The organism is Aquamicrobium soli, assembly GCF_042646345.1.
In the GTDB taxonomy this organism is placed as follows: Bacteria; Pseudomonadota; Alphaproteobacteria; order Rhizobiales; family Rhizobiaceae; genus Mesorhizobium; species Mesorhizobium soli_A.
Genome location: NZ_JBHRTK010000012.1, coordinates 811,317 through 817,316, shown reverse-complemented (window position 1 = coordinate 817,316; position 6,000 = coordinate 811,317). Strand labels below are relative to the sequence as shown.

General features: G+C 66.9%; 4 protein-coding genes and 1 CRISPR repeat array (1 of these 5 cut by a window edge). All 4 genes read left to right on the top strand.

What is annotated here, in order from left to right; translation table 11 throughout:
• Window positions 1–770, top strand: a 770-nt coding sequence (locus tag ACFOHJ_RS13740; RefSeq protein ID WP_378221318.1) for an ABC transporter ATP-binding protein, incomplete at its 5' end; no start/stop codon positions are given.
• Window positions 767–1,558, top strand: a complete 792-nt coding sequence (locus tag ACFOHJ_RS13735) for an ABC transporter ATP-binding protein (protein ID WP_378221315.1) — start codon at window positions 767–769, stop codon at window positions 1,556–1,558. The genes ACFOHJ_RS13740 and ACFOHJ_RS13735, both read left to right, overlap by 4 nt.
• Complete coding sequence (locus tag ACFOHJ_RS13730) at window positions 1,555–2,442, top strand: branched-chain amino acid ABC transporter permease (RefSeq protein WP_378221313.1); 888 nt, start codon at window positions 1,555–1,557, stop codon at window positions 2,440–2,442. Before ACFOHJ_RS13735 ends, ACFOHJ_RS13730 begins: the two co-directional genes overlap by 4 nt.
• Complete coding sequence (locus ACFOHJ_RS13725; RefSeq protein ID WP_378221311.1) at window positions 2,442–4,316, top strand: alpha/beta fold hydrolase; 1,875 nt, start codon at window positions 2,442–2,444, stop codon at window positions 4,314–4,316. The genes ACFOHJ_RS13730 and ACFOHJ_RS13725 overlap by 1 nt, the downstream gene beginning before the upstream one ends.
• A gap of 23 nt (window positions 4,317–4,339) precedes the next feature.
• A CRISPR array of direct repeats spans window positions 4,340–6,000; the repeat unit is 32 nt; unit sequence GTTTCGATCCGCGCCCGCGCGTGGCGGGCGAC (it continues 700 nt past the right edge of the window).

The window sequence follows — 6,000 nt, the reverse complement described above, 5'->3', positions numbered from 1 at the left end:
TGCGGAAAGCGCCCGGCGCCCCGCCTTCGCTAAAGCAGTCCCGCATGATCCTTACGGCTGAAAACCTCTCCAAGTCCTTCGGCGGATTGCGCGCCGTGGATGGCGTCAGCTTCACGCTCGCCAAGGACGAGATCCTTGGCGTCGCCGGGCCGAACGGCAGCGGCAAGAGCACGCTGTTCAACATCCTCACCAGCATCCCCTTCCCGGCCGACAGCGGCCGCGTCGTCTTTGACGGCCGGGAAATCCAGCACCTGGCGCCGGAGGAGATCAGCCGTTCCGGCCTCGCCCGCACATTCCAGCGCGAAAGCATCTTCGCCTCGCTGAGCGCGATCGACAACGTGCTGGTGGCCATCGAGCACAGCGGCAAGCGGCAGGGTCAGAAGGAAAACGAGGCCGCCGCGATCCGTGTGCTCGACATGGTGGGCTTTCCCCAGACGCTGCACAACGCGCAGACGGCCACCCTGCCCGTCTTCTTCCGCAAGATCCTTATGATCGCCAGCGCGCTCGCCATGTCGCCGCGCGTGCTCCTGCTCGACGAACCGGCCTCCAGCCTCACGCCGGGCGAGATCGAGCACATGAAGGCGCTCATCCTCGGCTTGCGCCAGCGCGGCATCGCTATCCTCTTGATCGAGCATGTGCTGCCGCTGCTGATGTCGGTCTGCGACCGCCTGATCGTGCTCGACCAGGGCCGGATGATTTCTCAGGGCCTTCCTTCCGAAGTGGTCGCCGACCCCAAGGTGGTTGAAGCCTATCTGGGGCAAGCGCGATGACCGACACGCTTCTTCTCGACGTCAAGGGCCTCGACGGCGGCTACGAGCCCCTGCAGATCTTCCGCAAGATCGACCTTTCGCTGGCTCACGACGCGAGCGTCGGCTTGTTCGGCCCGAACGGCCACGGCAAGACCACTTTCCTGAAGACGCTTTCCGGCCTCATCGATCCTTGGGGCGGGGACATCTTCTTCGACGGCGTGCGGCTCAACCGGCCGGGTGCACGCGGCAGCCGGCGCTGGCGCAACTTCAACTACGACGCCGTCACCCGCCGCCGCATGGACCCCAAGGCCGTCGCGCGGGCGGGCCTTATCCACGTACCGCAGGGTAACCTGCTGTTCCCCGACATGACCGTGGCCGAGACGCTGTCGATCGCGCCTTATGCCTCCGGCGGCCGCGCCAACGCTGCCGAGACGCTCGACAAGGTGTTCCGGCTGTTTCCGCGCGTGCATGAGCGGCGCAGCCACAAGGTCCGCTTCCTGTCAGGTGGCGAGCGCCAGATGGTGGCGATCGGCGTCGGCCTGATGGCCGCGCCCAAGCTGCTCATCCTCGACGAGCCGACGCTCGGCCTGTCGCCCAAGATGCGCGGCGAACTGGCGGCCGCGATCCAGGTCATCCGCGGCTCCGGCGTGCCGCTGATCGTGGTCGACCAGGACATCGCCTTCCTCGGGGAACTGATCGACACGCTCTACCTGTTCGATCACGGCCGCATCTCGCGGCGCATCGAGAAGGCGGACATGCCCACGCATGAAGAGATCATGAAACTGATGTTCGGCGAGGATCACCATTGACCCTTGAGACGCTCAACCTGATCCTGCTCGGCGGCGTCGTGCTGGGCGCGCTTTATGCGCTCATGGCCACCGGCCTCGCGCTGGTGTGGACGACGCTCGGCATCTTCAATTTCGCCCATGGCACCTTCATCGCGCTCGGCGCCTATATCGCCTGGCAGGTGGCCAGCACGGAAGCCGCCGGTGCCGGCCTGCTGGTCGGCGCGGGAGCCTCCATAGTAGGCATGTTCGTCATCGGCATGCTGATCTACTACGTCCTCATCAAGCCGTTCGAGCGAAGTGCCGACATCGTCGTCAAATCCGTCATCACCACGCTGGCGGGCGCGACCATCCTGGAAAACGTCATCAACCTGGTCTGGGGACCGCGCAACAAGCAGCTTTCCCCGCTGCTTGGCGGCGACATGTCGGTGTTCGGCATGACGATATCGCGCAACGAGATGGCCGTTGTAGCGCTGGCGCTGATCATCCTGGTGGCGCTGGGCTTCTTCCTCCAGCGCACGTCGCTCGGCCGCGCCATGCGGGCGGTCGCGCAGAACCGCGAGGCGGCGCAGTTGATGGGCATCGACGTCGAACGGCTCTTTGCAGTCGCCTTCGGCCTCTCCGCCGCTCTCGCCGCCCTTGCCGGCATCCTCATCGGCTCCACCCGCTTCATGAACCCGTCGATGGGCTCCGACCCGCTGATGAAGGCGCTGATCGTGGTGATCTTCGGCGGCATCGCGCGCTTCACCGGCCCCATCTACGCGGCCTTCATCGTCGGCCTGCTGGAAGCGGTGATGACCTATTTCGTCGGCCTCTACTGGAGCCCGACCGTGCTCTTCGCCATCATGATCGTGGTGCTCGTCGCCAAGCCAGAAGGCCTGTTCGGCCGCCACAGGAAATCCGTCTGATGCGGTATAACCCGTCCTTCGTCCGCGGTTCGGGGTTCATCCCCGTGCTCCTCGCCCTGGCCGTGCTGGCGCTCCTGCCGCTGCTCACGTCCAGCATGTATCTGCGCCACCTGCTGGTGCTGGCCTTCGTGTTCGGCATCGTGGCGTCGAGCTGGGACCTCAGCCTCGGCTATGGCGGCCTGTTCAATTTCGCCCATGTGGCGCTGTTCACCATCGGAACCTACGCTTTCGGGCTGATAGGCCAGACGCTCGGGCTTTCGCCATGGCTGGGCATCGCGCTTGCCGGCGTCGCCGCCGGACTGGTCGCGGCCGTCATCACCCTGCCGATCCTCAGGCTTTCAGGCATCTACATCGTCCTGGTGACGATCGCGGCGTCACAGGTTCTCTACCAGATCGTCATCAGCCAGTCCGACATCACCGGCGGCACATCCGGCATGGTCAGCCTGCCGGCACTGAACCTGTTTGGCTACCGCTTCAACCGCGGCGGCAAGATCGGCTACTACTACCTCGCGCTGATGATGCTGGTGGGCTCCACCATCATCCTCTACAAGATCACGCGCTCCCGCTACGGCCGCGCCATCGTGGCCATGCGCGACCACAAATACTACGCCATCTCGCGCGGCATGTCGGAAACCCGCATTCGCCTGTTCACCCTCACCGTCAGCGCCGCGCTGAGCGGCATGGCCGGCGGCTTCTACGGCTCCTACATGCGCGTCGCCTCGCCCGACAATTTCGGCCTCGGCCTCCTCGGCCTGCTGCTTTCCATGCTGCTTTTGGGCGGCGCCGGCACGATCTGGGGACCGATCCTGGCCGCCTTCTTCGTCACCATGGTGTCGGAGGTCTTCGCCGCCTACGGCGCATGGCGCAACATCATCATGTCGCTGCTGCTGATCGTCATCCTGATCTTTTATCCCGGCGGCCTGTGGGCACTGCTGCAGACGCTACGCGAAGCCTTCGCCGTCGCCCGCTCGCAGGCAACGGCCAGCCTGCGCCGCCGCTTCGGCCTGCAGAGCCGCGAGGCGATGACGGGCGCGCGCGAAACCCTGATACCCACGCGCCACGGCCGGATCGCCGTCGCCGACACCGGCGGCGACAAGCCGGCGCTGCTCCTGATCCATGGCAACTCCTCCGCCAAGGAAGTATTCGCCAACCAGTTCAAGGCGTTCTGCGGCCGCTACCGGGTCGTCTCTTTCGACCTGCCCGGGCACGGCGTGTCCGACAACGCCGATCCGGAAAAGGACTACAGCGTCGAAGCCTTCGCCGACGTGGCCGAGGACGTGCTCGAAGCGCTCGGCGTGCAGAACCCTTGCGTCTTCGGCTGGTCGCTTGGCGGCTACATCGCCATCGAACTGGCCGCGCGCGGCTATCCGGTGCGTGCGCTGGCCATATCCGGCACGCCGCCGCTCAGGGTCGTGCCGGAGGACGTCGGCCGCGCCTATGACGCGACGAGCCATTTCGTGCTCGCCAGCAAGCTGTTCCTGTCGCCGGCCGAGGCGCGCGACTTCGCCACCTCGACCACTGCGGCGAAGGGGCCGGAGACGATCCATCTCCACCGCGCCGTGCGCAGGACGGACGGGCGCGCCCGCGCCTACACGCTGGGCAAGCTCCAGATCGTCGACTGGCCTCGGCAGATGCGCTTCCTGCGCTCGACCGCCACGCCCTTCGCCATCCTCAACGGCTCGAACGACCCGTTCCTGAACCACCGGTATTTCCGCGACCTCAAGCTCGAGCAGTGGACCGGCGAGCCGGACGACATCGAGGACGGCAAGCACGCGCCCTTCCTGCTGAAGCCCGAGATCTTCAACAAGAAACTCGCCGCCTTCCTGCACGCCACCGAAGCAGCAAGCCGGCGCGACGCCGACGTGGTCGCGTAGACTGGGCCGCAAGAAGCCGGCGGGTTTCGATCCGCGCCCGCGCGTGGCGGGCGACCCCGACACATAGCCGGAGACGATCATGCCAGCTTTGTTTCGATCCGCGCCCGCGCGTGGCGGGCGACCGACAAGGAGAAGGTCTGGGCGCTGCCGGCTCATGTTTCGATCCGCGCCCGCGCGTGGCGGGCGACTCGCCTTCGCGTTGCAGGCAGTTAAGATCGAGGATGTTTCGATCCGCGCCCGCGCGTGGCGGGCGACATGGCGGCGAGAGCGCGCTCGATTTTCTTATATGCGTTTCGATCCGCGCCCGCGCGTGGCGGGCGACCGGTGGACGGCGCGACATCCGGGTGGTGCAACGAGTTTCGATCCGCGCCCGCGCGTGGCGGGCGACTTGTACTTGCGGCCGGGTATGCGCTGGCTCGGCACGTTTCGATCCGCGCCCGCGCGTGGCGGGCGACATGGCCCCAGTGATCACGCCGGCGAGCACAGCCTGTTTCGATCCGCGCCCGCGCGTGGCGGGCGACGTTCGATGCCGCCTATTTCGTGCGCTGCATGGCCGAGTTTCGATCCGCGCCCGCGCGTGGCGGGCGACAGACAACACTCTTTCCCCCAGCCCATCATGGTCAGGGTTTCGATCCGCGCCCGCGCGTGGCGGGCGACAAGGACTGGCGCGGCGGCGTTGCCGGCGACGTCATGTTTCGATCCGCGCCCGCGCGTGGCGAGCGACACCGCTTTCCAGGTCGCCAGTGTCGCGGAAGCACTAGTTTCGATCCGCGCCCGCGCGTGGCGGGCGACGCCGCGAGACGGAAGCGGATGCCAGCCTGATGGAGTTTCGATCCGCGCCCGCGCGTGGCGGGCGACACTCTGGAAGCTCGGCCGACCGCTGTATCTGGCAGTTTCGATCCGCGCCCGCGCGTGGCGGGCGACATTTCGCGAGTTGCAAAGTGGTCACTATGCAAGGTTTCGATCCGCGCCCGCGCGTGGCGGGCGACTGCGCGGCCAGTCTCACTACTGGAAGGTGATGCGCGTTTCGATCCGCGCCCGCGCGTGGCGGGCGACGAACTTCCCGCCGCCGCAGCGCCGCGAGCAATAGTTTCGATCCGCGCCCGCGCGTGGCGGGCGACGTGGTCGTAGCGTAGGCAAACGCCGGATTAACCAAGTTTCGATCCGCGCCCGCGCGTGGCGGGCGACTCGTTCGAGATGATGGAAACCGCGGAAGTCCTCATGTTTCGATCCGCGCCCGCGCGTGGCGGGCGACCATGCACCCCGAAACGCAACACGCATAAACGGAGAGTTTCGATCCGCGCCCGCGCGTGGCGGGCGACGGCGGGCGACATGATCCTTCAGCACGTGCGCAAGTTTCGATCCGCGCCCGCGCGTGGCGGGCGACAGTTGGAGCACCGCCGATCGCGAGCTTGTAAGGCGGTTTCGATCCGCGCCCGCGCGTGGCGGGCGACCAGGGCGTGATCCGCGCCTGTGTCGAATATTGGCAGTTTCGATCCGCGCCCGCGCGTGGCGGGCGACTTGCAGACGGATGCGGCGTTCAACTCTGCCACCGGGTTTCGATCCGCGCCCGCGCGTGGCGGGCGACATCGTGACATCCGGCTCAATCCAGCGCCCAACGTGGTTTCGATCCGCGCCCGCGCGTGGCGGGCGACATGACCTTGCCGCCGACGATGCGGTAGCG

Bases quoted from the DNA above. Each gene is read 5' to 3' on its own strand.
- ACFOHJ_RS13735 (WP_378221315.1), top strand. From the start codon at position 767: ATGACCGACACGCTTCTTCTCGACGTCAAGGGCCTCGACGGCGGCTAC.
- ACFOHJ_RS13725 (WP_378221311.1), top strand. From the start codon at position 2,442: ATGCGGTATAACCCGTCCTTCGTCCGCGGTTCGGGGTTCATCCCCGTG.